This window comes from Pseudomonas sp. GM49 (assembly GCF_000282355.1).
Classification (GTDB): domain Bacteria; phylum Pseudomonadota; class Gammaproteobacteria; order Pseudomonadales; family Pseudomonadaceae; genus Aquipseudomonas.
This window is the reverse complement of the sequence record NZ_AKJL01000208.1, coordinates 1-22,814: the sequence shown is the minus strand read 5'-3', so window position 1 is coordinate 22,814 and position 22,814 is coordinate 1. Positions and strand designations below refer to the sequence as shown.

20 protein-coding genes are annotated in these 22,814 nt (G+C 60.9%); 11 read left to right on the top strand and 9 right to left on the bottom strand.

Annotated features, from left to right (window positions below; genetic code table 11):
- The 10 genes from PMI29_RS10500 to PMI29_RS10545 all read left to right on the top strand — a co-directional run.
- Nucleotides 1-1,156 (top strand): extracellular solute-binding protein (locus PMI29_RS10500; protein ID WP_008000142.1); only part of this gene is annotated, 1,156 nt, incomplete at its 5' end.
- Nucleotides 1,156-2,217 (top strand): microcin C ABC transporter permease YejB, encoded by a 1,062-nt coding sequence (locus tag PMI29_RS10505; RefSeq protein ID WP_008000140.1) that lies wholly within the window; start codon nucleotides 1,156-1,158, stop codon nucleotides 2,215-2,217. The genes PMI29_RS10500 and PMI29_RS10505, both read left to right, overlap by 1 nt.
- A complete protein-coding gene (locus PMI29_RS10510; RefSeq protein WP_008000138.1) occupies nucleotides 2,217-3,239 on the top strand; it encodes an ABC transporter permease in 1,023 nt (340 codons plus the stop codon). The genes PMI29_RS10505 and PMI29_RS10510 overlap by 1 nt, the downstream gene beginning before the upstream one ends.
- Before the next feature lie 14 nt (nucleotides 3,240-3,253).
- The gene (locus PMI29_RS10515) at nucleotides 3,254-4,831 is read left to right on the top strand and encodes an ABC transporter ATP-binding protein (RefSeq protein WP_008000136.1); all 1,578 of its coding nucleotides are present in this window, start codon (nucleotides 3,254-3,256) and stop codon (nucleotides 4,829-4,831) included.
- 158 nt (nucleotides 4,832-4,989) lie between these two features.
- Complete coding sequence (locus PMI29_RS10520; RefSeq protein ID WP_008000135.1) at nucleotides 4,990-6,405, top strand: sigma-54 interaction domain-containing protein; 1,416 nt, start codon at nucleotides 4,990-4,992, stop codon at nucleotides 6,403-6,405.
- A gap of 274 nt (nucleotides 6,406-6,679) precedes the next feature.
- Complete coding sequence (locus PMI29_RS10525; RefSeq protein WP_008000133.1) at nucleotides 6,680-8,071, top strand: GntP family permease; 1,392 nt, start codon at nucleotides 6,680-6,682, stop codon at nucleotides 8,069-8,071.
- 7 nt (nucleotides 8,072-8,078) lie between these two features.
- On the top strand, nucleotides 8,079-8,852 hold the full coding sequence (locus tag PMI29_RS10530) for a 3-hydroxybutyrate dehydrogenase (protein WP_008000132.1): 774 nt from the start codon (nucleotides 8,079-8,081) through the stop codon (nucleotides 8,850-8,852).
- A gap of 205 nt (nucleotides 8,853-9,057) precedes the next feature.
- Nucleotides 9,058-11,013: an acetoacetate--CoA ligase gene (locus PMI29_RS10535; protein WP_008000130.1), complete on the top strand. Its 1,956-nt coding sequence runs from the start codon at nucleotides 9,058-9,060 to the stop codon at nucleotides 11,011-11,013.
- A gap of 188 nt (nucleotides 11,014-11,201) precedes the next feature.
- Nucleotides 11,202-13,739, top strand: a complete 2,538-nt coding sequence (locus PMI29_RS10540; protein ID WP_008000129.1) for a PAS domain-containing hybrid sensor histidine kinase/response regulator — start codon at nucleotides 11,202-11,204, stop codon at nucleotides 13,737-13,739.
- Nucleotides 13,740-13,805: 66 nt separating this feature from the next.
- Nucleotides 13,806-14,081, top strand: coding sequence for a peptidylprolyl isomerase (locus PMI29_RS10545; protein WP_007898282.1), 276 nt, complete (start codon nucleotides 13,806-13,808; stop codon nucleotides 14,079-14,081).
- A gap of 157 nt (nucleotides 14,082-14,238) precedes the next feature.
- Here the strand turns inward: PMI29_RS10545 and PMI29_RS10550 are convergent, their stop codons facing one another.
- The 9 genes from PMI29_RS10550 to PMI29_RS10590 form a co-directional block, all read right to left on the bottom strand.
- On the bottom strand, nucleotides 14,239-15,171 hold the full coding sequence (locus PMI29_RS10550) for a sugar kinase (protein ID WP_008000127.1): 933 nt from the start codon (nucleotides 15,169-15,171) through the stop codon (nucleotides 14,239-14,241).
- Nucleotides 15,172-15,311: 140 nt separating this feature from the next.
- Entirely contained in the window at nucleotides 15,312-16,529 is a 1,218-nt protein-coding gene (locus PMI29_RS10555) for an amino acid deaminase (RefSeq protein WP_008000125.1), read from the bottom strand.
- Nucleotides 16,530-16,568: 39 nt separating this feature from the next.
- Nucleotides 16,569-17,333, bottom strand: coding sequence for an IclR family transcriptional regulator (locus tag PMI29_RS10560; RefSeq protein WP_008000123.1), 765 nt, complete (start codon nucleotides 17,331-17,333; stop codon nucleotides 16,569-16,571).
- 144 nt (nucleotides 17,334-17,477) lie between these two features.
- Nucleotides 17,478-17,867, bottom strand: a complete 390-nt coding sequence (locus PMI29_RS10565; RefSeq protein ID WP_008000121.1) for a RidA family protein — start codon at nucleotides 17,865-17,867, stop codon at nucleotides 17,478-17,480.
- Nucleotides 17,868-17,897: 30 nt separating this feature from the next.
- Nucleotides 17,898-18,692 carry an amino acid ABC transporter ATP-binding protein gene (locus tag PMI29_RS10570; protein ID WP_008000119.1) on the bottom strand — a complete coding sequence of 265 codons (795 nt, stop codon included), beginning with the start codon at nucleotides 18,690-18,692 and terminating at the stop codon, nucleotides 17,898-17,900.
- Nucleotides 18,689-19,351 carry an amino acid ABC transporter permease gene (locus tag PMI29_RS10575; protein ID WP_008000117.1) on the bottom strand — a complete coding sequence of 221 codons (663 nt, stop codon included), beginning with the start codon at nucleotides 19,349-19,351 and terminating at the stop codon, nucleotides 18,689-18,691. The genes PMI29_RS10570 and PMI29_RS10575 overlap by 4 nt, the downstream gene beginning before the upstream one ends.
- A 9-nt stretch (nucleotides 19,352-19,360) precedes the next feature.
- Nucleotides 19,361-20,023, bottom strand: a complete 663-nt coding sequence (locus PMI29_RS10580; protein ID WP_033052520.1) for an amino acid ABC transporter permease — start codon at nucleotides 20,021-20,023, stop codon at nucleotides 19,361-19,363.
- A 51-nt stretch (nucleotides 20,024-20,074) separates the two neighbouring features.
- Nucleotides 20,075-20,923 (bottom strand): transporter substrate-binding domain-containing protein, encoded by an 849-nt coding sequence (locus PMI29_RS10585; RefSeq protein WP_008000114.1) that lies wholly within the window; start codon nucleotides 20,921-20,923, stop codon nucleotides 20,075-20,077.
- 320 nt (nucleotides 20,924-21,243) lie between these two features.
- The gene (locus tag PMI29_RS10590) at nucleotides 21,244-21,648 is read right to left on the bottom strand and encodes a MerR family transcriptional regulator (protein ID WP_008000112.1); all 405 of its coding nucleotides are present in this window, start codon (nucleotides 21,646-21,648) and stop codon (nucleotides 21,244-21,246) included.
- A 76-nt stretch (nucleotides 21,649-21,724) separates the two neighbouring features.
- Between PMI29_RS10590 and PMI29_RS10595 the strand changes: the two genes are divergently transcribed.
- On the top strand, nucleotides 21,725-22,814 hold a 1,090-nt coding region (locus PMI29_RS10595), incomplete at its 3' end, for an NADH:flavin oxidoreductase/NADH oxidase family protein (RefSeq protein WP_008000110.1).

Here is a 22,814-nt window from a genome sequence, read left to right as displayed (position 1 = left end):
CCCCGACTGGTGGGGCAAGGACCTGCCGGTCAGCCGTGGCCTGTACAACTTCGATCATTTCAGCATCGAGTACTTTGGCGATACCGACGTCGCGCGCCAGGTGTTGCGCGGCGGCGCCTATGACTACAACCGGGAGTTTTCCGCCACCGCTTACTCCATCGGCTACGAAAGCCCGGCCCTGAGCGACGGTCGCCTGCAAAAGGCCCACCTCGCCACCCAGGCACCGCAGCCGGCCCAGGGTTTTGTGTTCAATCTGCAAAAGCCCATGTTCCAGGATCGCCGCGTACGCCAGGCACTGGTGATGCTGTGGGACTTCGAGTGGAGCAACCGGCAGATGATGCGTGACATGTACATCCGCCAGCAGAGCTTTTTTTCCAACACCGGCCTCGCTGCCCGGCAATTGCCGGATGCCGGCGAGCTGGCGATTCTCGAACCGCTGCGCGGGCAGATTCCCGACGAAGTCTTCACCAAGGTGTTCGAAGCGCCGAAAACCGATGGCAGCGGCGTGATTCGCGACAAGCAGTTGCAGGCCCTGGAATTGCTCGAACAGGCTGGCTGGAAACCCGAAGGCGATCAGCTGGTCAACGCCGACGGCGAGCCGCTGAGTTTCACGTTCCTGGTCAGTCAGAACGGCATGGACCGTTTGCTGTTGCCCTATAAACGCACGTTGAAACAGATCGGCATCGATCTGAACATCCGCCGCATCGACCCGTCCCAGTACGTCAATCGCCTGATGAGCCGCGACTACGACATGATCGTCACCGGCTACCCGGTCACCACTTCTCCGGGAAACGAACTGCTCAATTATTTCGGCTCGGCGGCGGCCACCGACCCTGGCTCCAACAACTACATGGTGTTGAAGAACCCGGCTGTGGACACCCTGATTACCGGGCTGGTACGCGCCAATACCCAAGCTGACATGCTGCATTACGCCCATGCCCTGGACCGTGTGCTGCAATGGAATTACTACTGGATTCCCAACTATTACCCGCCGGGCACTTCTACAGTGTGGTGGAACCGCTTCGGCATCCCGAACGTGCAAGCGAGCAATGACGAAGCCATCGAGAGCTGGTGGGAGATGAGCACCACGCCATTGACCAACCAACAGATGACGGCCGAGCGTATCAGCCGTGGCAAACCCGGAGGGCCGCATTGATGTGGGCTTACATATTACGGCGCCTGCTGCTGATCATTCCGACGCTGGTGATCATTCTTCTGGTCAACTTTGTCATCGTCCAGGCGGCGCCGGGCGGGCCGGTCGAACAGGCCATCGCGCACCTGCAAGGCATTGGTGGCGCCACGATTGGCGGCGGCTCCGGCGAATCCATGAGCGGCAAGTCCCGTTCCAGTCGCGGGCTCGATCCGCAGCTGATCAAGGACATTGAAAAACAGTACGGCTTCGATAAACCGGCACACGAGCGCCTCTGGCTGATGCTCACCAGTTACGCGCGCCTGGACTTCGGCAAGAGCTTCTTCCGTGGCGCCACCGTCACCGACCTGATCCTCGAAAAAATGCCCGTGACCATTTCCCTCGGACTTTGGGCGACACTGATCACCTACCTGGTGTCGATTCCCCTGGGCATCCGCAAGGCCGTGCACCATGGCAGCCATTTCGATATCTGGAGCAGTACCGCGATCATCATCGGCTATGCCATGCCGGCGTTCCTGTTTGCGATGTTCCTGATCGTGGTCTTTGCCGGTGGTACTTCGTTGAACTGGTTCCCGGTCCGCGGACTGGTCTCTGACAACTTCGAATCGCTGTCGACCATCGGTAAAGTGGCCGACTACTTCTGGCATCTGGTGTTGCCGGTGACCGCGCTGGTGATCGGCGGCTTCGCCACGCTAACCATCCTGACCAAAAACTCGTTCCTCAATGAAATCACCCGCCAGTACGTGGTCACTGCCCGGGCCAAGGGACTGAGTGAACGGCGGGTGCTGTATGGGCACGTGTTCCGCAACGCCATGCTGCTGGTGGTATCGGGCATCCCCCAGGCGTTCATCAGTGTGTTTTTTGCCGGCTCCCTGCTGATTGAAGTGATCTTCTCCCTCGACGGTCTGGGCCGCATGAGCTACGAAGCGGCGGTATCACGGGACTATCCGGTGGTGTTCGGCTCGCTGTTCATCTTCACCCTGTTCGGCCTTCTGATAAAACTGGTCGGCGACCTCTGCTATACCCTGGTCGACCCGCGTATCGACTTCGCCGCGAGGAACGCCTGATGCTCAAGCTTTCACCGTTGGCACGCCGGCGCTTCGAGCGTTTCAAGAAAAACCGTCGGGGCTGGTGGTCGCTATGGCTGTTTGTCGGCCTGTTCGCCTTGACCCTGGGCGGCGAGTTGATCGCCAACGACAAACCACTGGTGGTCAGCTATCAAGGCCAGTGGTATTTCCCGGCCTTTAAGCGCCACACCGAGCAGGAGTTCGGCGGGCAACTGCCGTTCCAGGCCGACTACCGCAGCGACTACGTGCAGCAACTGATCAAGAAGGACGGCGGCTGGTTACTGTTTCCGCCGATTCCGTTCAGTGACGACACGCCCAACTATGACCTGAACAAACCCGCACCCAGTCCACCCTCCAGCGTCAATTGGCTGGGCACCGACGACCAGGCACGGGACGTACTGGCCCGGGTGATCTTTGGCGCCCGGGTGTCGATCCTGTTTGCCTTGATGCTGACGTTTGTCAGCGCGCTGATTGGCATCGCGGCCGGCGCCCTGCAAGGTTATTACGGCGGCTGGGTGGATTTGCTCGGCCAGCGGTTGCTGGAAGTCTGGTCCGGGTTGCCGGTGCTGTACCTGCTGATCATCCTGTCGGGCTTCGTCGAGCCGAACTTCTGGTGGCTGCTGGGGATCATGGCGCTGTTTTCATGGCTGGCCCTGGTGGATGTGGTGCGCGCCGAGTTCCTGCGCGGGCGCAATCTGGAATACGTCAAGGCCGCCCGCGCTCTGGGTCTGACCGACCGCAAAGTCATAGTCCGGCACATTCTGCCCAACGCCATGAACGCAACCTTGAGCTACTTGCCGTTCATTCTGACCGGGGCGATTTCCACCCTGACGGCACTGGACTTCCTCGGCTTCGGCATGCCTGCCGGCAGCGCTTCCCTGGGCGAGCTGATCGGTCAGGGCAAGCAAAACCTGCAAGCGCCGTGGCTGGGCCTGACGGCGTTTTTCACCCTGGCGTTGATTCTTTCGTTACTGGTGTTCATCGGCGAAGCCTTGCGCGACGCTTTTGATCCGCGCTCTTGATTCGGAATGTAGAAATGACCAACCTGATCGAAATCCGTGACCTCAGCGTGGCCTTCAGCGGCCAGACCGTGGTGCGCAATTTGTGCCTGGACATCCGCCCCGGCGAATGCCTGGCGCTGGTGGGTGAATCGGGTTCGGGCAAGTCGGTGACAGCCCACTCGATCCTGCAATTGCTGCCCCGGACCGATACCGAGACAACAGGCAGCATCCGCTATCGCGGCCAGGAACTGGTGGGCGCCGATACCGGCAAGTTGCGACAACTGCGCGGCAACCGCATCGCGATGATCTTCCAGGAACCAATGACTTCCCTTAACCCGCTGCACAGCATCGAAAAACAGATCGGTGAAACCTTGCTGGTGCACAAAGGTCTGGCGGGCAAATCAGCACAAGAGCGGATCCTCGAATTACTGCACCTGGTCGGCATCCAGAAACCCGAGGAACGCCTCAAGGCCTATCCCCATCAATTGTCCGGCGGGCAGCGCCAACGGGTGATGATCGCCATGGCCCTGGCGTGCGAACCGGAACTGCTGATCGCCGACGAACCGACCACCGCGCTGGATGTGACGGTGCAGCGCAAGATCCTGTTGCTGCTCAAATCCCTGCAACAACGGCTGGGCATGTCGCTGCTGCTGATCAGCCATGACCTGAATCTGGTGCGCAGCATCGCCCAGCGCGTGTGCGTGATGAAGGCCGGGGAAATCGTCGAGCAGGCGCCGTGCGAAACCCTGTTCACCGAACCAAAGCACCCTTACAGCTGCGTATTGCTGCACGCCGAACCCGAGGGCGAAGCCTTGCCCCGGGACGAACGCGAAAACGTACTGGAGGTGGACAACCTGCAGGTGCGGTTTCCCGTCGGTGGTGGCCTGTTCCAGCGCAAGACTTGGCTGCGTGCCGTCGATGGCATCAGCCTGAACATCCAGCGCGGCAAGACCCTGGGTATCGTCGGCGAGTCCGGTTCCGGCAAGTCCACCCTTGGCCAGGCGATCCTGCGTTTGCTCGACTCCGAAGGCAGCATCCGTTTTCAAGGCCAGGCGCTGGACGGCCTGACGCAAAAACAGCTACGACCGTGGCGCAAGAAGATGCAGGTGGTGTTCCAGGACCCCTTCGGCAGCCTCAGTCCGCGAATGTCGGTAGCGCAGATCATCAGCGAAGGCCTGGAAGTGCACAGCCAGTTGAGCACCGAAGAGTGCAACGCCGAAGTGATCCGGGCACTGAGTGAAGTCGGCCTCGACCCGCAAAGTCGCCATCGCTATCCCCACGAATTCTCCGGCGGCCAGCGCCAGCGCATCGCCATTGCCCGGGCGCTGGTGCTCAAGCCTGCGCTGATCCTGCTCGACGAACCGACCTCGGCGCTAGACCGCACGGTGCAGAAACAGGTGGTCGCCCTGCTCCGCCAGCTTCAGGAAAAACATGGTTTGACCTACCTGTTCATCAGCCATGACCTGGCGGTGGTGCGCGCCCTGGCTCACGACATGATCGTGATCAAGGACGGCAAAGTGGTGGAACGCGGCGCCAGCCATGAGGTGTTTGATTCGCCACAGCATCCGTACACCAAAGAGCTGTTGGCGGCGGCATTGTTGGGGCAGGCATAATCGCGCCACGCAGTTGAACCGTGTCGCAGCCTTCGCGGGCAAGCCCGCTCCCACAGGGTATGTGTCGTGCCCAAAATCGGTGGCAACCCCATATCCTGTGGGAGCGGGCTTGCCCGCGAAGGGGCCAGTACAGGCAATAAATCATCAGGATCAAACCCATGAACACCACCGAAAGCCTCAAGGACTACCAGCGCGTTCGCCTGCTGGCGATCCGCTCGTTGTTCGAAATCATCGAGCAATCGAGTGAAGGCACGGTGATTGTCGACCGTGACGCCAACATCGTCTGGATGAACGAGCGCTACGCCAGGCGCTTCGGCCTGCAATCGGCGGAGGGTGCGATCGGCAAGCCCTGCGAAAGCGTGATCCCCGGCAGCCTGTTGCGTGAAGTGGTGCGCACCGGCCGGCCGATTCTGCTGGATATGCAAGACACGCCCAAAGAGCCGCTGGTGGTCATGCGCCTGCCAATTCACGACGATGCCGGCGTGGTAATCGGCGCCATCGGTTTCGCCCTGTTCGACGAACTGCGCAGCCTGTCGCCGATGCTCAAGCGCTACATGAGCATGCAGGAAGAACTGGCCTCCACCCGCTCGCTGCTGCGGGCGCGGCAGACCAAATACAACTTCGCCCACTTCATCGGCACCAGCGCCGCCAGCCTGGAAGTCAAACGCCGCGCCCGGCGCAGTGCGAGTACCGAATCGCCGGTGCTGCTGCTCGGCGAAACCGGCACCGGCAAGGAGTTGCTGGCCCAGGCGATCCACAATGCCTCGCCCCGCGCGCACAAGGCGTTTGTCAGCATCAACAGTGCGGCGATTCCCGAATCGCTGCTGGAGGCCGAATTCTTTGGCACCGCCCCCGGCGCGTTTACCGGAGCCGACCGCAAGGGCCGTGCCGGCAAATTGCAGATCGCCCAGGGCGGCACGTTATTCCTCGACGAAATCGGCGACATGCCGCTGCCCCTGCAAAGCAAACTGCTGCGGGTGTTGCAGGAAAAGGAATTCGAGCCGGTGGGCTCCAACGAAGTGATCCAGAGCGATGTGCGGGTAATCGCTGCGACCTCTACGGACCTGGAAGCAGCGATCAAACGCGGCGAATTCCGCGCCGATTTGTACTACCGCCTCAACGTGTTGCCGATACAGGTTCCGCCCCTGCGCGACCGCCTCGATGACGTGCCGGCGCTCAGTGAAGCGATTCTTGAGGAACTGCGCAGCCAGCATGAACTGCACGACGAAGCCCTGGAACTGTTGGGGCAACACGCCTGGCCGGGGAACATCCGGGAACTGCGCAATGTGCTGGAGCGGGCCGCACTGCTCAGTGATGACTTGCGGCTGACTACAGCGGATATCCGTGCGGCGATTGGTACGTTCACGCCGGTGGAGCGCGCGGTGCCCTTGGCCATCGAGCCGATTGCCCACGAAACGTTCAGTGCGGCGCGGGAGCGATTTGACCGGCATCTGATCGAAACGACCCTCGCGCAATGCGGGGGCAAGGTGATTGAGGCAGCGGCGCGATTGGGGCTGGGGCGGTCGACGTTGTACAAGAAGATGGCGGCGTTGGGGATTACAGAGTCTCCATAAAGAGACATGTATCTCCATTGTTAGACAGACCATCGCGAGCAAGCTCGCTCCCACACTGGACTGCGTTCACATAACAAATGTGGGAGCGAGCTTGCTCGCGATGAGGCCAGCATCATCAACACAAGTCTCATAATAGAGACAAAAACATCTGACATTCAAATAAAAACAGAAATATATCCTTATATTTCAATTAGTTAAGCATCTGGCACAAAACTCGCTATACGCCTCCCTACCCAGTTTCACCCTACAAAAATAACAACCCAGGAGACACACCATGAGTGTGATCATTGCCTTGGCAGCGCTCGCGCTGCTGATGCTGGCTGCCTACCGTGGCTACAGCGTTATCCTCTTTGCCCCGATTGCCGCCCTCGGCGCTGTCCTGCTGACTGACCCGTCTGCCGTTGCCCCTGCCTTCACCGGGGTGTTCATGGAAAAAATGGTCGGTTTCATCAAGCTGTATTTCCCGGTGTTCCTGCTCGGCGCGGTGTTCGGCAAGCTGATCGAACTGTCCGGGTTCTCGCGCTCCATCGTCGCGGCGGCGATTCGTCTGCTCGGCACCCGCCAGGCGATGCTGGTGATCGTGCTGGTTTGCGCCCTGCTGACCTACGGCGGCGTTTCGTTGTTTGTGGTGGTGTTCGCGGTTTATCCGTTTGCCGCTGAAATGTTCCGCCAGAGCAACATTCCCAAGCGGCTGATCCCGGCGACCATCGCCCTCGGCGCGTTCTCGTTCACCATGGACGCCCTGCCCGGCACGCCACAAATCCAGAACATCATCCCCAGCACATTTTTCAACACCACCGCGTGGGCGGCGCCGTGGCTGGGCTTGATCGGCACGATCTTCGTGTTCTGTGCCGGCATGCTGTTTCTCCAGCGCCAGCGCAACAAGGCCCAGCGTGCCGGTGAAGGCTATGGTTCGGACCTGCGCAACGAGCCGGAAACCGCCGCCGACCTCAAGCTGCCCAACCCGTGGCTCGCGCTGTCGCCATTGCTGGCAGTGGGCATCATGAACCTGCTGTTCACCCAGTGGATTCCGCAGGTGTATGGCAAGACCCACAGCCTCGCGCTGCCGGGCATGGCCGCGCCGGTGACCACCGACATCGCCAAGCTCACGGCGATCTGGGCGGTCCAGGCCGCGCTGTTGGTAGGCATCCTCATGGTGCTGGCGTTCGGCTACAAGGCGATCAGCCGCAAGCTGGCCGAAGGCAGTAAAAGTGCGGTCAGCGGTGCGTTGCTGGCAGCGATGAACACCGCTTCGGAATATGGTTTCGGTGCCGTGATCGCATCGCTGCCCGGCTTTCTGGTATTGGCCGACTGGCTCAAGAGCATTCCCAATCCACTGGTCAACGAAGCGATTACCGTGACCCTGCTGGCCGGCATCACCGGTTCCGCTTCGGGTGGCATGAGCATCGCGCTGGCGGCAATGTCCGAGCAGTTCATCAGCGCCGCCCATGCGGCAAACATTCCGCTGGAAGTGCTGCACCGGGTCGCCGCGATGGCCAGTGGCGGCATGGACACCCTGCCGCACAACGGCGCGGTGATTACCCTGCTGGCGGTCACCGGGCTGACCCACCGCGAAGCTTACAAAGACATTTTCTGTATTACGCTGATCAAGACCCTGGCGGTTTTCGTGGTGATCGGCACCTTCTACGCCACTGGCATTGTGTGAGGTATTCATGACGACTCTTTCGGGCAAGACCGCACTGGTCACCGGCTCCACCAGCGGCATCGGCCTGGGGATCGCCCTCAGCCTGGCCAAGGCCGGGGCCAATCTGATCCTCAATGGTTTCGGCGATGCGTCCAAAGTGATTGCCGAGGTGGAACAGTTTGGCGGCAAGGTCGGCCATCACCCGGCCGATGTCAGCAATCCGGCACAAATTGCCGACATGATCGCCTACGCCGAGCGCGAGTTCGGCGGCGTCGACATTCTGGTCAACAACGCTGGCATTCAACACGTGGCAGCAGTGGATGAGTTCCCGGTGGAACGCTGGGATTCGATCATCGCCATCAACCTGTCGTCGGTGTTCCACAGCACTCGCTTGAGCCTGCCGGGCATGCGCGCCAAAGGCTGGGGCCGGGTGATCAACATTGCCTCGGTGCATGGTCTGGTCGGCTCGGTGGGCAAGGCTGCCTATGTCGCCGCCAAGCACGGGGTGATCGGCTTGACCAAAGTGGTCGCGCTGGAAACCGCGACCACCCAGGTCACCTGCAACGCGATTTGCCCGGGCTGGGTATTGACGCCGCTGGTGCAGAAGCAGATTGATGATCGTGCCGCCAACGGGATTGATCCGCAGCAGGCGCAACATGATTTGCTCGCTGAAAAGCAGCCATCGCTGGAGTTCGTGACTCCGCCGCAACTGGGTGAACTGGTGCTGTTCCTGTGCAGCGAAGCCGGTAGCCAGGTGCGTGGCGCGGCGTGGAATGTGGATGGTGGGTGGTTGGCGCAGTGATCATCTGCCAGACCCCTGTGGCGAGGGGGCTCGCCCCCGTTGGGTGGCGAAGCCGCCCCAATAACTCACAGACGATTCAGGTTTTCCGATTTACGACTGCTGCGCAGCCGAACGGGGGCAAGCCCCCTCGCCACACAAGCTCTCTCGCCACAAGAGCCTGCTCCACATCAGCCTGTGTGAATACATAAAAAAGAAGAGGCAAACCATGTCCGACATCCTCTGGCAACCCGACGCCAAGCGCATTGGCAAAACCCGCATGGAGGCCTTTCGGCGCTTCATCAATCAGCGACACCACCTCAAGATCGACGACTACCCTGCCCTGCACCAATGGTCCATCGATCAGCGCCCGGACTTCTGGCAGGCCATCGTCGATTTCTTCGACATCCGCTTCCACGAGCAACCCGATGCAGTGCTGCTTGAAGGCACTGAGATGCCCAGCGCCCAGTGGTTCCCCGGCGCAACGCTGAACTTCGCCGAACACCTGCTACAGCGTCGCGATGATGCGATCGCTGTGGTAGCCGTAGGCGAAAACGGTCAGCGTGAACATTTGACCTGGGACGAACTCGCGGAGCATGTCGCCGGTTTTCAAAACGGGCTGGTAGCGGCCGGTGTCAGGGTTGGCGACCGGGTCGCCGCCTGCATGCCCAACACCTGGCAAACCCTGGTGGCCATGCTCGCCACCACCAGCCTTGGCGCTATCTGGTCCTGCTCTTCGCCGGACTTCGGCACCCAAGGGGTGGTTGACCGTTTCGGCCAGATCGAACCGAAAGTACTGGTGACTTGCGCCGGTTACCGCTATGCCGGCAAAGAGATTGACCAGACCGCCAAAGTCAACGAGATCCTCCAGCGCCTGCCTTCGCTGCAACAGTTGATCGTCGTGCCTTACGCACGTCCACAGGCGCACATAGAGGAATTCCGCACCCAGGCCAACGTGACGCTGTGGGACGATTTCTACGAGCCCGGCGGCGAACCGGATTTCGTCCCCGTACCCTTCGCCCATCCGCTGTACATCCTCTACTCCAGCGGCACCACCGGTGTGCCCAAATGCATCATCCACAGCACCGGCGGCGTGTTGCTGCAACACGTCAAGGAACACGGTCTGCATGGCGATCTCGGCCCCGGTGAACGCCTGTTCTACTACACCACCTGCGGCTGGATGATGTGGAATTGGCTGGTGTCTGCGTTGGCGACAGGCAGCTCCGTGGTGCTGTACGACGGCTCACCGTTCCAGCCCGACCCGCAACGTTTGATCGACCTGATCGACGACGAGAGCATCAGTGTCTTTGGCACCAGCCCCAAATACCTCGCGACCCTGGAAAGCAGCGGTATCAAGCCGCGTGAAAGCCATGATCTGGGCAGCCTCAAGACGTTGCTTTGCACCGGCTCGGCGCTGTCACCGCAGAGTTACGACTTCGTCTATCGAGACTTCAAGGCTGACGTGTGCCTGGCCTCGATGTCCGGCGGCACCGACATCGTCTCGTGCTTCGTCAACGGCAACCCTGTGTCGCAGGTCAGGCGCGGCGAAATCATGGGCAAGAGCCTGGGCATGGCCGTCGAAGTGTGGAACGACGAAGGCCAACCGGTAATTGGCGAAAAAGGCGAGTTGGTTTGCACCCGGCACTTCCCGGCGATGCCCGTTGGCCTGTGGAACGATCCCGATGGCGAGAAACTGCGCAAAGCCTATTTCAGCCAGTTCCCCGGCGTCTGGGCTCAAGGCGATTACGCTGAACAATTGCCCCATGGCGGGATGATGATCCACGGTCGCTCGGACGCCGTTCTCAACCCCGGTGGCGTACGTATCGGCACCGCCGAGATCTATCGTCAGGTGGAAAAAATTCCACAGGTGCTCGACAGCGTGGCCATCGGTCAGCAGTGGCAGGACGACGTGCGGGTGGTGCTGTTCGTACGATTGCGCGACGGGCTCGAACTGGACGAGGCGCTGCAACAGCAGATCCGCGAGACGATTCGCGCCAACACCACGCCGCGTCATGTGCCGGCGAAAATTGTCGCGGTCACCGACATTCCCCGGACCATCAGTGGCAAGGTCGTTGAGTTGGCGGTACGCAATGTAGTGCACGGGCAGAAAGTGAAAAACACCGATGCACTGGCCAATCCCGAAGCGCTGGAGCAGTACCGAAACAGGCCCGAACTCCTGGATTGACTGTAGGAGCGAGCTTGCTCGCGATAAACCTGAGAGCGCCGCGGGGTACCTGCCAACCCGCGTTATCGTTGACGACCATCGCGAGCGAGCTCGCTCCTACAGGGTATTGAAGCGCCCGAATCAACCTGCGCCTGCCACCTGTGCAAGAATAGAGGCCAGCTAATGCGACCCAGGCGCAGGACTCCCAGATGAACGCAACACCAACCGCCAACGATGCCCAGGCCTTGATCGCCCGAATCGACTGGGCAAGCAGCCCGCTGGGCGCGGCCAGCAGCTGGCCACAAAGCCTGCGAACCGCCGTGGACATCGTCATTCACTCACCGATGCCGATGTTGCTGCTATGGGGCCCGCAACTGACGCAGATCTACAACGACGGCTTCGCCCTGCTCGCCGGAAGCAAACATCCACACGCCTTCGGACAACCGACACACCTGATCTGGCCAGAGTTGAAAGACTTTACCGACCCGATTTACAGCGCCGTCCTGCAAGGCCAGGTACGCACCTACAGCGAACAGCGCTTTACCCTGCAACGTGAGGGCCGGGAGTCCGACTTCTGGCTCGACCTGACCTACAGTCCGATCCGCGACGAAGGTGCCGAGGTGGCCGGGATCCTGGTCACCGCCATCGAAACCAACGAGCGCCGGCGCATCGCCCTCGAACTCGAACAGCGCTCGGCGGCCAGCCTCAAGGCCCAGCGTGAAACCGAGGAGCGCCTGCAACTGGCCCTCGCCGCCACCGATGCGGTGGGCACCTGGGATTGGGACATCAGCGAGGACCGCTTCATCGCCGACGCGCATTTTGCCCAGCTGCACGGCATCGACCCGGCCATGGCCAACCAGTTGCCGATCAGTGAGTACCTGCACGGCGTACACCCGCAAGACCGCGCCCTGATCGCCCGCAGCATCAAACACTGCATCGCCCATGGCAGCGAATACGCCGAGGAATATCGCCTGTTGCAAGACGACGGCCAGTTGCGCTGGGTGTTTGCCCGCGGTCGCTGCTACAAGGATCACCACGGCCGGCCGATGCGTTTCCTCGGCGCAGCCCTGGACCTGACCGAACGCAAACACACCGAACAGGCCCTGCGCCAAAGCCAGACCGAACTGCAACTGATCATTAACGCCATGCCGGTCCTGATCAGCTACGTCGACCGCGAAGAACGCTTTCGCCTGAATAACGCTGCGTACCTCGACTGGTACGGGCTGACGCCGCAAGAGCTATACGGGCGAACCATTCGTGAAGTGCTCGGCGAAGAAGCCTATGCGCTGCGCGCTCCGTACATCACTGAGGCGCTGTCCGGACGGCCCTGCAGTTTCAGCATCAGCACGCCACACCGCGACGGCAGCATCCGCCAGGCCTTGATGAATTACCTGCCACGCCATGGCGCAGACGGCGCGGTAAACGGTTTCTACATCTTCGTGATCGACGAAACCGAACGCAAAAAGACCGAAGAAGCCCTGCGCAACCTGAACGAAACCCTTGAGGAACGGGTTGCCGCCCGCACCCGCCAACTGGCCGAGGCCAACGAGCGTCTGCAAAACGAGATGTTCGAACGTGAGCGCGCCGAAGACGCCTTGCGCCATGTGCAGAAAATGGAAGCGGTCGGCCAGCTGACCGGCGGCATTGCCCATGACTTCAACAACATGCTCACCGGCATCATCGGTAGCCTCGACCTGATGCAACGCTACATTGCCGACGGCCGTGCCAGCGAGATCGGCCGATTCACCGAAGCGGCCGTGTCCTCGGCTAACCGCGCCGCAGCCCTCACCCATCGCTTGCTGGCGTTCTCCCGTCGTCAGTCGCTCAACCGCAAGCCGTTGAACCCCAACGAGCTGATCCATTCGCTCGAAGACTTGTTCCGTCGTACCAAGGGCGACCACATCGAACTCAAACTGCAACTGACCGAGAACATCTGGCGGGTCAGCACCGATGTCAGCCAGCTGGAAAACGCCTTGCTCAACCTGGTGATCAACGCCCGGGATGCCATGCCCGATGGCGGCGAATTGCAGATCGAAACCGCCAATGTGTACCTCGACGGTAGCGACATCACGACCCTGGAACCGGTCAAGGCAGGCGACTACGTGATGATTGCCGTCAGCGACAACGGCACCGGCATGACGCCCTCGGTGCTGGCCAAGGCATTCGACCCGTTCTTCACCACCAAGCCCATCGGCCAGGGTACCGGTTTGGGCTTGTCGATGATTTACGGTTTCGCCCAGCAATCGGGGGGCCACGTCAGTCTGTTCAGCCTGCCCGGACGGGGCACCAGCGTGCGTTTGTACCTGCCGCGCCTGCATTCGACCGAGCCGGAAAAAGTCCTGTCGCCCGTTGTCGGCGAGGCACCGGCGGCGATTGCCGGCGAAACCGTGATGCTGGTGGAAGACGATCCGGCAGTGCGCATGCTGGTAATGGACCTGCTCAAGGAACTGGGTTACCGCGCCCATGAAGCCGAAGATGCCAAGGGCGCCCTGCCGGTGCTGGAGTCAGACTTGCGGGTAGACCTGCTGGTGACTGATGTGGGATTGCCGGGCATGAACGGCCGACAACTGGCAGAAATCGCCCGCCAGCATCGTCCCGAACTGAAAGTGCTGTTCATGACCGGCTACGCGGAAATCGCCGCCGAGCGCCAGGGTTTCCTCGAAGAAGGCATGGACATGGTGACCAAGCCATTTTCCATCGACCTGCTGGCCAACAAGATTCGCACGATGATCGGTCAACCGCACTGAGTTGAGGCATAATCGCGCCCCCCGCTGCCACCCACATAGCCAGCATCGTTGCAAGGTAACTGTCCCATGAAAGCTCAAGCCCGCCATATTCTGGTGAAGACCTCGGAAGAAGCCGAGCAGCTCAAACAACGCATCGCCAAGGGTGAAGCGTTCGATGTACTGGCCAAGAAGTATTCGACCTGCCCATCGGGCAAGCGCGGCGGCGACCTCGGTGAAGTGCGGCCGGGGCAGATGGTCGGCGTGATCGATGCGGTGATCTTCAAGAAACCGCTGCGGGTGGTGCATGGCCCGATCAAGAGCAAGTTCGGGTATCACCTGGTGCAGGTGTTTTACCGGGATTGATGCTGTTGGCTTTCGGGCCTCTTCGTCGGATCGCCGCCCGGAGCAAGCCCGCTCCCACAGGGATTTGTGAGTTGCCACAGATTGCAGCCACACCACCAAACACTGTGGGAGCGGGCTTGCCCGCGAACCGATTGCGCAGCAAGCGGCCATTCAGCGCTTACTTCGGAATCAGTGCCCCCGGCACCTGAATCACCCGACTCGCCAACCGATGCCCGGCCTCCGCGGCCTCCCCCGGGCTACCGCCCTTCAGCCGCGAGGCCAGATACGCGGCACTGAACGAATCTCCCGCCGCCGTGGTGTCCACCACCCGCTCGACCTTCTGCGCCGGCACCTCGAATGACTCGCCATCACAACGTATCAGGCACGCTTGCGCGCCGCGCTTGAGCACCACTTCCGGCGTACCGATCTGCTCATACGCGGCAAACACTGCGTCGCAATCGGCATAACCAAACAACGCCTGTTCGTCATCCACCGTCAGCAATGCCATGTCGACATGCGGCAGTACGCTGCGATACGCCGCTTGTGCGTCCTCGACCGATGTCCACAGCCGTGGCCGGTAGTTGTTGTCGAACACAATTCGCGCATCGCGCTGGCGGGCTTCAATCAGAGTGTCCAGCAACTTTTCCCGGCCTTGAGCACCGAGCACTGCCAGGGTGATGCCGCTGAAATACAGCACGTCGTAATCCGGCAGCGCCGCAAGGATCGGCGCAGCGGCCGGCGTAGTGAAGCAATCGCGCACCGCCGCTTCATTGCGCCAATACAGAAAGCGTCGCTCACCGGTGGCGTCAGTCTGGATGCAATACAAACCCGGCAGGCGTCCAGGCAGGCGCTGGACCATCTCCAGGCCAATATTTTCCTCTGCCCAACTCTGGCACATCGCGTCGCTGAAACTGTCATCGCCCAGGGCGGTGACGTAGTCCACGCTGCCGTCCTCTCCCAACTCCCGGGACAGGTACACCGCCGTGTTCAAGGTATCGCCGCCGAAGCTTTGTTGCAGGCTGCCGTCGGCGCGATGCTGCAACTCGATCATGCACTCGCCGATCAGGGCGATGCGGGGAGTGTTGGGGCCCAGGGTGTTGATGGTGTTCATGTTGTGGGGTCTCTGGTGTTTCTTTGTTGTCTGGGCGGGCCTCTTCGCGGGCAAGCCCGCTCCCACAGGGATTTTGTGAATGCCACAGATCCAATGTGGGAGCGAGCTTGCTCGCGATGGCCGCGCCTCGGTCTCAAGTCTTAGAAACAGGTTTCCATGGTCTCGATGACGTTCAGTTGCTCGTCCACCAGACAGCCGACACGCCACTTGTCGAACGTCAGGCACGGGTGCGAAGTGCCGAACGAAATGATATCGCCCACCCGCAGATCAACCCCCGGCGCTACAGTCATGAACGCATGCTGGTCCATCACCGCGGTCACTTTGCAGGCACTCACATCATCGCCTATGGCCGGCACGACGCCCGCCTTGTAACGCAATAATGGCACCGGCAAACCGGCGTCATAGGCCACGTCGCGTTTGCCCAGGGCAATCACCGCTAACCCCGGTTCCGGCAAGGACTGCACGTGCGCCCACACTTCCAGCGCCGGACGCAGGCCTTCGTGCAGGTCGCTGCGACGGTCGAGTACGCAGCACTGCGCTTCCTTGTAGATGCCATGGTCGTGAGCCACATAGCTGCCCGGACGCAGCACGCTGAGGAAACGTCCGGCGGCGTTCTGCGCTTCGAAGGATTCGGCAATCAGGTCATACCAGGCCGAACCCGACGCAGTGATGATCGGCTTGGCAATGGCGAAGGCGCCGCCGTCCTGCAACTGCACCGCCAGACGTACCAGTGATGCGGCGAAATCGCGAATGCCGGTCACGGCGTGATCGCCATGGATCACGCCTTCATAGCCTTCGATACCGGTCAGGGCCAGCGCCGGTTGCGCGGCGATGGCCTTGGCCAGGTCGAGCACTTCCTGCTCGCTGCGGCAACCGCAACGACCACCGACTACGCCGTATTCGATCATCACGTTGAGGCGCACGCCACGGGAGGCGAAATAGGCGCCGAGGTCGGCGACGTTGTCCGGGTGGTCGACCATGCAATAGAAGTCGAACGCCGGGTCGGCCAGCAGGTCGGCGATCAGCGCCATGTTCGGCGTGCCCACCAACTGGTTGGCCATCAGCACCCGGCGTACTCCGTGGGCGTAGGCCGCACGGGTTTGCGTGGCACTGGCCAGGGTGATGCCCCAGGCACCGGCGTCCAGTTGGCGACGGAACAACGCCGGGGTCATGCTGGTTTTGCCATGGGGCGCCAGTTCCGCTCCGCTGTCGCTGACGAATGCCTGCATCCAGCGAATGTTGTGTTCCAGCGCCTCGCGGTGCAATACCAGCGCGGGCAGGCTGACGTCACGCACCAGGTTGGCACCGATCGGGGCAGCGCCTTTATCCACGTTGGCAGTATGGGGGGCAGAAGACATGGTCGAACTCCTCGTTCACGCAGCCGCAGGCAGCCGCTGTTATTCGTTGATGCGACGGGCCAGGCTGTTGGCGCTTTCGATCAGCACCCGGCGATAGTCGTTGTAGTTGTTCTTGGCATCGGCCCGTGGGGCGACGATGCACAGGGTCGCGATGGCCACGCCGCTGGGGTCTTTGACCGGCGCGGCGAAGCAATGGGTAAAGGTATCGGCAACGCTATCGAAGGAAAAGAAACCATCGATGCCGGCCTGACGGATTTCCTTGAGGAACTGCGCAAGCTCCAGGCGTTCGCCATCGGGCAGGATGAAGTCGTCGTGGTCGATCAGGTCGACGATTTCCTGGTCGCTCAGGTGCGCCAGCAACAGGCGCCCGGAGGCGGTCCAGGGGATGGGCGCGTTTTCGCCGATGTCCGAGGAAATGCGGAAATGCCGTTCCCCCTCTTTCATCAGCGCCACGGTGTATTTGCGCCCGTTGAGCAGGCACATCTGCGCGGTTTCATGGGTCTGGCTGACGATTTCCTGCAAGGCGTGATCGGCCTCGCGGGTCAGGTCGAAATGCCGCAGGTGCGCCTGCCCGAGAAAGTACAACTGGCGACCGAGGTAGACATGACCGTCCTTGCCCACCGGCTCCAGGATCCGTCGCTCCAGCAGCGAGGCCACCAGTTCGTAGACCGTGGATTTGGGGCTGCCGATGCCGTTGGCGATGTCGTTCGGGCGCAGCGGCTGGCCGATCTCCTTGAGGAAATCGAGGATATCGAACGCCCGGTCCAGACCGCGTGCCCGGCGCTTGATGGTGTCTTCGGTCATGTCAGTTCCCCTTCAAAAATGCCGGGAGTTTACCTAGAGTCCTGTGGCGACCGTTAGGCCGCCTTCGCGAGCAAGCCCGCTCCCACAGGGGAATGCATTCCAAATGTGGGAGCGGGCTTGCTCGCGAAGAGTTCACCGCAAATCTCAGGCCTTTTTCTTGTACGCGATGCAATCGATCTCGACCTTGCAGTCGACCATCATGTTCGCCTGCACACAGGCTCGCGCCGGGGCGTGCTCGGGTTTGAAGTACTCGGAGAAGACCTTGTTGAAACTCGTGAAATCCCGCGGATCCTCCAGCCACACACCAGCACGCACCACATCTTCCAGGCCGAAACCTGCCTCTTCGAGAATCGCGATCAGGTTCTTCATGGTCTGGTGGGTCTGCTCGACAATGCCGCCAGTAATAATCTCGCCGTCCACCGCCGGCACTTGCCCGGAAACATACAGCCAGCCATCGGCTTCAACGGCGCGGGCGAAAGGGCGAGGCTGACCGCCAGCGGCGGTACTGCCGGTGCCGTAACGAGTAATGCTCATGAGTGTTTCTCCTGATTGAAATGTGAAGAATCAAAAACGGGTGCTTTTGAGAAATTCCGCCAGTCGTGGCGATTGCGGGCGCTCGAACAGGTCCTTGGGCGGTCCCTGTTCTTCGATACGCCCCTGATTCATGAAAACGATCTTGTCCGAAACCTCGAACGCAAAGCGCATTTCGTGGGTCACCAGCAGCATGGTCATGCCGTCTTCGGCCAGGCCCTTGATCACGCTCAGCACTTCGCCCACCAGTTCCGGGTCCAGCGCCGAGGTGACTTCGTCGAACAGCATCAGGCTCGGGTTCATCGCAATCGCCCGGGCTATCGCCACGCGCTGCTGCTGCCCGCCGGACAACTGACCGGGAAAGTGATCGCGCCGTTCCAGCAGGCCAACGCGCTCCAGCCACTTCTCGGCCAGGGCCACGGCCTCGTCCTTGTGCAGCTTCTTGACCTTGAGCAAGCCCAGGGTGACGTTCTGCAACGCCGTCAGGTGCGGGAACAGGTTGAACTGCTGGAACGCCATGCCAGTCATGGCGCGATGGCGCGCGATGACTTTTTCCGGGTGGCGAATGCGTTTGCCGTTGACCTCGTCATAACCGATCGATTCGCCGTCGAGCAGGATCTGCCCGCCCTGGAACTCTTCAAGCATGTTCACGCAGCGCAGCAGCGTGGTCTTGCCCGAGCCGCTGGAGCCGATCAGCGTCACCACGTTGCCGCGCTGCATGGTCAGGTCGACGCCCTTGAGCACTTCGAGCTGGTCGTAACGTTTGTGCAGGCCGCGAATGTCCAGCAGCGGTTGGCCGTTTTGTGCTTGGGTTTGAGTCTGAGTCATGGCAAAGCCACCCGCTTTTCAATGTGCCGGCCGAGTAATTCGATGCCGTAGTTGATGACGAAAAACAGAAATCCGGCAAACAGGTAAAACTCCAGGGTCATGAAGGTCCGGGCGATGATCTGCTGGGTACTGAGCAGCAATTCCGCCACACCGATCACCGACAACAGAGTCGAGGCCTTGACGATCTCGGTCGACGAGTTGACCCAGGTCGGCAGGATCTGCCGCAACGCCTGGGGCAACAGTACGTAACCGAGGGCCTGGTAGAACGTCAGGCCGATGGCCTTGCTCGCTTCCATCTGCCCGCGCGGCAATGCCTGCAACGCACCGCGCACGATCTCGGCGACATGGGAGCCGCAGAACAGCGTCAAACCCAGCGCACCGGCCTGGAATGCACTGATCTGCCAGCCCAGTGCCGGCGCCATATAAAAGCAGGCCAGCACCAGTACGAACACCGGCGTGCCGCGAATCACATCGACATAAAAACGAAACGGTGCGCGCATCCAGAACTTGCCGTAGGTCAGTACCAGTCCGGCGACGACACCAACCAGCGTGCCGAGCAAAATCGCCAGCACCGACACCTGAACACTGGTCAGAAAGCCCTGCCACAGGGGTTCGCGCGCCACCCACAACTCATGCAACCAACTGGGGGATTCGTACATGGGGGCCTCCTATCGGCGAATCGCCAGACGCTGTTCGAGGTAACGCAGCATCATGGCAATGAGGTAACAGGCCGCCACATAGAGCGCCGTGGTCACCAGCCAGGTTTCAATCACCCGGTAGCTCTCGACATTGATCTTGCGCGCGTAATAGGTCAGCTCCGGTACGGCGATGGCCGCCGCCAGCGAGGTGTCCTTGAACAGCGAAATGAAGTTGTTCGACAGGGCCGGCAACACATTGCGCAACATCACCGGCACGGTGACATAGGCCTTGACCTGCCACTCGCCCAGGCCAATGGCCAACCCTGCTTCACGCAGGCCCCCGGGAATGCTCAGCAAACCGCCGCGGAACACTTCGGTCAGGTAGGCCCCGGCATACAGCGACAGGGTGATGATGAACGAGGGAATCTTGTCCAGCCGGATCCCCAGGCTTGGCAACGCAAAGTAGATCAACAGAATCAACACCAGGATCGGCGTGTTGCGGATCACCGTGACATACACCGACGCCAGCATCCGCAATGCGCGATGCTTCGACAGCAAGGCAAACGCCATCATCAGGCCGATCACGCAGCCGATGGCGATCGACACCAGGGCCAGTTCAAGACCCAGGCCGAGCCCCGCCAGCAAGGTGTCGAAATCGCGCCAGACGGCGGCAAAGTTCAACTGATAGTTCATGGTCAGCAGTACCTGAACGGGGCGATTCATAACCGCCCCGCTCTCACGGGATCATTTGAATTCGACAGGGAAACCAATCGCGGGAGTCGGCAGGTCTACGCCGAACCATTGCTTGAAGGATGCCGCGTAAGTCGGGAACTCAACGCCGGTCATGGCTTCATGCAGCGTGGTGTTGACGAAGTTCAGCCAGTCCTGATCGCCGCGCTTGACCGCGCAGGCGTAGGTTTGCGGGCTCCAGGCGTAAGCCGGACTGCGATAGCGGCCGGCGTTCTGCACCATCAGGTATTTGACCGAAGACTGGTCGGTGGCCGCCGCGTCGGCACGACCGGAGTTCACGGCCTGATACATCAGGTCAACGCTGTCGTACTGATCGACCTTGGCCTTGGGCAGCGCCTGATGCACCAACTCTTCGGCATAGACGTTTTGCAGTACCGCCACGGTCAGGCCATCGCCGGCGGCCTTCATGTCGTCGATTTCCTTGTACTTGCTGTTGGCCGGCAACAGCAGGCCGACGCCTTCGCGGTAGTACGGCAGGGTGAACGCCACCTGCTGGGCACGGCTGGCGGTCACGGTGATGAACTGGCAACTCATGTCGACCTTGTCGGTCAGCAGGTTGGGGATACGCGCGTCGGACGACTGCACCACGAACTCGACCTTGCTCGGGTCGTTGAACAACCCTTTGGCGACCATTCGGGCGATATCGATATCAAAACCCTGCAACTTGCCGTCCGCACCCTGGAAGTGCCACGGCGCATTGGTGCTGCCGGTGCCTACAATCAGTTTGCCGCGGGCCAGAACGCTGTCGAGCTTGCTGTCCGCCGCCTGGGCCACGCCCATGGCAGCGGCAGAAACCGCGAACAGAAAAACACACGCTTTGAACAAGGAAGGTCGGCGATGCATGGCAAGCACTCCAGGGTAATGTTTATTCCGCTATACCGGAACATGGTATGCAACAACGGAATAGACAGCAGAAAGTGTGCCACAGGATGTGGAGGGAATGTGAGGGAGATTGAAATTTGTTTTGAATCAGAGGGATGCGTACAAACAGTAAAAAACGTTACGAATCGCTCGGCACCGTAACCGCTACCGTTGGCTACAAAGGGCGGGTATCTGGTTCTCAAACGGGCTGCGCCAATGCACAGCCCTGCTCCATCGGCATCGGCATCGGCATCGTCAGCGCTGCCGGGCAACCCTTGTGCGCTGAACCGATGTCCTCGCAATCAGTGCTTGAATGACGTCATCACCCGTTCGGCATTTTCATCGCAGGTCATGCCTTCGGGCCGGGCCTCAATGGTGTCGATCCATCCCAGCAACTGCGCCTTGCTGTGGGCCAGGTGCCGTTGCATCTCTTCGATCTGCTCGATCTTGCGATGCAGGCCGGCCATCAACTCATCGTGCTTGAACGCGCCCGTCACATTATCCGGCAGCAATTGCTTGAGCTCATCCAGACTGAAACCGGCCTGTTGTGCACACTGGATGAGTTGCAGGGTTTGCAGTGCCTGTTGCGAGTAACGCCGATATCCGTTGGCAGAACGCTCGACCTGCCGGATCAATCCCTGAGACTCGTAAAAACGGATGCGCGATGCGGTCAACCCGCTCAACTGTGCCAATTCACCAATTTTCATCGGGACCTCATTTGCCTGCTTGACATTAAAGTTAACTTTAAGCTTAGGCTCTGCTCATCACTTCGAGGAGTCAAGCATGTCGCCCTTCCAGATATTGAAATTGCCCAACGGTCAGACCATCGGTAATCGCATTGCCAAAGCCGCCATGGAAGAGAACCTCGCCGATACCGAGCAGGTGCCCGACCAGGCGCTGTTTCGCCTGTATCAGGCCTGGGCCGAAGGTGAAGCCGGCTTGTTGCTGACCGGCAATGTGATGATCGACCGCCGCGCCATGACCGGCCCCGGCGGTGTAGCGCTGGAAGACGAGCGCCATCTGGAACGCTTCCGTCAGTGGGCCAGTATCGGCCGAGCCGGCGGTGGGCATTTCTGGATGCAGCTCAACCATCCTGGCCGCCAGACCATGGCCAACCTTGGCCAGCAAGCGCTGGCGCCGTCGGCGGTTGCGCTGGATCTCGGCCAGTTCTCGAAGATGTTCGCCGAGCCCAGGCCCATGAGCGAGGGCGACATCCAGGAGGTGATCCGACGCTTCGCCACCAGCGCCGCACTGGCGGAGAAAGCCGGTTTTACCGGTGTACAGATCCACGCCGCCCACGGCTACCTGATCAGCCAGTTCCTTTCACCATTGACCAATCGACGCACCGATCACTGGGGCGGCTCGCTGGAAAATCGTGCGCGCCTGCTGCTGTCCGTCGTCGAGGCGGTGCGCCAGGCGGTGTCGCCGCAATTTTGTGTGTCGGTGAAGCTCAATTCAGCGGATTTCCAGCGCGGCGGTTTCGATGCCGATGATGCGCGGCAGGTAATCCTGTGGCTCAACGAACAGCAGATCGACCTGCTGGAACTCTCCGGTGGCAGTTACGAAGCACCAGCAATGCAAGGTGAAGCGCGCGACGGCCGGACCCTGGCACGGGAGGCGTATTTTCTGGAAATGGCCGGTGAGCTGGCCAGCGTGGCGCGCATGCCAGTGATGGTGACGGGCGGGATCCGCCGTTTGGCAATCGTCGAACAGGTTCTCAACAGTGGCATTGCCATGGCCGGCATCGGCACTGCGCTGGCCGTGGAACCGCACTTGGTCAAGCACTGGCGCGAAGGCCAGAACAGCCACCCGCAGCTGCCGCCGATCCGCTGGAAGCGCAAGCCTCTGGCGGCGCTGGCGAGCATGGCGGGGG

Coding starts and splice junctions, on each gene's coding strand:
- PMI29_RS10505 (WP_008000140.1), top strand. CDS start 1,156: ATGTGGGCTTACATATTACGGCGCCTGCTGCTGATCATTCCGACGCTG.
- PMI29_RS10515 (WP_008000136.1), top strand. CDS start 3,254: ATGACCAACCTGATCGAAATCCGTGACCTCAGCGTGGCCTTCAGCGGC.
- PMI29_RS10570 (WP_008000119.1), bottom strand. CDS start 18,692: ATGACTCAGACTCAAACCCAAGCACAAAACGGCCAACCGCTGCTGGAC.
- PMI29_RS10560 (WP_008000123.1), bottom strand. CDS start 17,333: ATGACCGAAGACACCATCAAGCGCCGGGCACGCGGTCTGGACCGGGCG.
- PMI29_RS10540 (WP_008000129.1), top strand. CDS start 11,202: ATGAACGCAACACCAACCGCCAACGATGCCCAGGCCTTGATCGCCCGA.
- PMI29_RS10520 (WP_008000135.1), top strand. CDS start 4,990: ATGAACACCACCGAAAGCCTCAAGGACTACCAGCGCGTTCGCCTGCTG.
- PMI29_RS10550 (WP_008000127.1), bottom strand. CDS start 15,171: ATGAACACCATCAACACCCTGGGCCCCAACACTCCCCGCATCGCCCTG.
- PMI29_RS10525 (WP_008000133.1), top strand. CDS start 6,680: ATGAGTGTGATCATTGCCTTGGCAGCGCTCGCGCTGCTGATGCTGGCT.
- PMI29_RS10545 (WP_007898282.1), top strand. CDS start 13,806: ATGAAAGCTCAAGCCCGCCATATTCTGGTGAAGACCTCGGAAGAAGCC.
- PMI29_RS10555 (WP_008000125.1), bottom strand. CDS start 16,529: ATGTCTTCTGCCCCCCATACTGCCAACGTGGATAAAGGCGCTGCCCCG.
- PMI29_RS10580 (WP_033052520.1), bottom strand. CDS start 20,023: ATGAACTATCAGTTGAACTTTGCCGCCGTCTGGCGCGATTTCGACACC.
- PMI29_RS10510 (WP_008000138.1), top strand. CDS start 2,217: ATGCTCAAGCTTTCACCGTTGGCACGCCGGCGCTTCGAGCGTTTCAAG.
- PMI29_RS10575 (WP_008000117.1), bottom strand. CDS start 19,351: ATGTACGAATCCCCCAGTTGGTTGCATGAGTTGTGGGTGGCGCGCGAA.
- PMI29_RS10565 (WP_008000121.1), bottom strand. CDS start 17,867: ATGAGCATTACTCGTTACGGCACCGGCAGTACCGCCGCTGGCGGTCAG.
- PMI29_RS10585 (WP_008000114.1), bottom strand. CDS start 20,923: ATGCATCGCCGACCTTCCTTGTTCAAAGCGTGTGTTTTTCTGTTCGCG.
- PMI29_RS10535 (WP_008000130.1), top strand. CDS start 9,058: ATGTCCGACATCCTCTGGCAACCCGACGCCAAGCGCATTGGCAAAACC.
- PMI29_RS10530 (WP_008000132.1), top strand. CDS start 8,079: ATGACGACTCTTTCGGGCAAGACCGCACTGGTCACCGGCTCCACCAGC.
- PMI29_RS10590 (WP_008000112.1), bottom strand. CDS start 21,648: ATGAAAATTGGTGAATTGGCACAGTTGAGCGGGTTGACCGCATCGCGC.